Genomic DNA, 1,912 nt, shown 5'->3' on the forward strand with positions numbered 1-1,912 from the left:
GCAGGTACGTGAACAAAAATAATGCGGTAACCCTGACCTTGAACAGCGTCTACCGGTGCCACAAAAAAACTGACCCACAATCCAGCAAGACCAAAAATGACTGTTAACGCCCAAAACCAAGGGATCATTTTTCCAGCAAGCGGATAAAAGGTACTCGGGCTCGAGAATTTGAACCAGTTAATAATGCGACTAGAGGATGGATTATTTACATTACTCATTCGATAGCAATCTTTACTGCAATAGCACTGACCCAAGGTATAAATGCTAATGCCAAAATCAATAAGGCGCCCAATAGGGAGAAATGCCCCGTAATATCGAGCCCTACGCTGCTGGCGTACACAGCACCAGCACCAAAAATCAATACGGGAATATACAGCGGCAAAATCAGCAGGCTCATTAAAACACTGCCGCCCCTTACCCCTAGAGTTAAAGCCGCTCCAATCGAACCCACTAAAGATAAAACCGGCGTTCCCAACAATAAAGATGCCATTAAGACCTGCAAAGACTGAGCATCTAAATCAAACTGAATACCAATCACAGGCGCCAGCAAGACTAAAGGCAGTCCACATACCAACCAATGGGCAAGCACTTTGCCAAACACCGACACTGTAAAGGAATTCGGAGATAAGACCAATTGCTCTAAAGTGCCATCGGCATAATCTGCTGCGAACATCCGCTGCAAGCCAAGCAATGTGGAAAGCAAGGCAGCAACCCAAATAACGCCGGGTGCAATTTTTCTTAGTAAAGCAGTATCGGCACCGATTCCTAATGGGAAGAGGCTAGTCACTATGACAAAGAAAAATAACGCCGTTAAGACCTCGCTCTTGCGACGCATCACCAGCAATAGATCACGATGAACGATGGCTACAAAGGCATTCATAAATCCAACACTCGCAGATTCGGAATAGATAAGGGTTGATGACTTGTCAGGACTACCAAACCGTTACCCTCAAGATGCTCTGCTATCAAGCCTAGCAACTCTTGGGTCGCATGAGTATCTAGAGCATTAAAAGGTTCATCCAAAATCCAGACTTGTGCCCGTCGCGTCACCATGCGAGCCATCAAGACACGCTTTTTTTGACCTGCAGACAAGCAATTGACAGGCAGATCTTCGCGCCCTTTCAGGCCAAATCGCCACAGGGAGGTAAAAGCATCTTGATCTGAGAGCAAGATGTCATCAATCGCTGCAAACATGCGCAAATTTTCAAGGGCGCTGAGATCTTCTTTCAAGGCATCGCGATGACCTAAAAATAAGAGCTTGCCGTGATACTCCGATGCCGTTTCTTTAATGGAATTGCCATTCCATAAGATGTCACCAGACTCTGGGGAAGCCAAGCCGGTCAGTAAACGTAAAAGACTTGTCTTACCAACCCCATTCTCACCCCGAATATGGAGACACTGACCGGCAAGGACCTGTAAATTCAATTTTGAAAACAGCGTCCGCTCACCTCGCACGCAAGTAATCTCCCGAGCCTCAAGAGCTGCATTTGGAGATACTGGGAAGGAAGAATAAGTGGCTGTCATCGGATGAAATGGCTTGAATAAAACCACCTCAGGCATTGTCCAAGAGCCACTAGGGGGCTGTCAAACAACCTAAAACAGTCATCAGAGAATAAATCTCTTTCAATTCAATCGCTTAGCCAATTATAGAGGCTATTCAAGCAGAATGATCTGAGCGAAACACCTGGGTTTGTCTATGGCCAGCGTCTTATTTCCAAAAAATAGCCAGTTTTTGGAGTCCGGAACCCTGAATCAGCACAGACTTTTTCTGAATGCTTCCTTGGTAGGAGGCCTCAATCTGATATTGACCTGCAGTCAAATTAATCAAGATATAGGGTCCATCGGCCTGCGCATCAAAAATCACTTGATTCATAGTATTCAAAATTTTGATCTTTGCACCAAAAATCCAAAC

At 45.4% G+C, this 1,912-nt stretch carries 3 protein-coding genes and 1 pseudogene; all 4 read right to left on the reverse strand.

Annotated elements, in window-relative coordinates; genetic code table 11:
• Positions 1-218, reverse strand: a pseudogene (locus tag B7X71_RS16040) (heme ABC transporter permease); the annotation flags it as partial.
• On the reverse strand, positions 215-880 hold the full coding sequence (gene ccmB, locus B7X71_RS16045) for a heme exporter protein CcmB (protein WP_215301704.1): 666 nt from the start codon (positions 878-880) through the stop codon (positions 215-217). The pseudogene B7X71_RS16040 and the gene ccmB, both read right to left, overlap by 4 nt.
• The gene (gene ccmA, locus B7X71_RS16050; protein ID WP_293601466.1) at positions 877-1,560 is read right to left on the reverse strand and encodes a cytochrome c biogenesis heme-transporting ATPase CcmA; all 684 of its coding nucleotides are present in this window, start codon (positions 1,558-1,560) and stop codon (positions 877-879) included. The genes ccmB and ccmA overlap by 4 nt, the downstream gene beginning before the upstream one ends.
• A 148-nt stretch (positions 1,561-1,708) precedes the next feature.
• Positions 1,709-1,912: carboxypeptidase-like regulatory domain-containing protein (locus B7X71_RS16055; protein ID WP_293601467.1), on the reverse strand; the 204-nt coding region annotated here is incomplete at its 5' end.

The organism is Polynucleobacter sp. 39-46-10 (assembly GCF_002282275.1).

Excerpts from the sequence above, each read along its gene's own strand:
- ccmB (WP_215301704.1), bottom strand. The coding sequence starts at position 880 with ATGAATGCCTTTGTAGCCATCGTTCATCGTGATCTATTGCTGGTGATG.
- ccmA (WP_293601466.1), bottom strand. The coding sequence starts at position 1,560 with ATGCCTGAGGTGGTTTTATTCAAGCCATTTCATCCGATGACAGCCACT.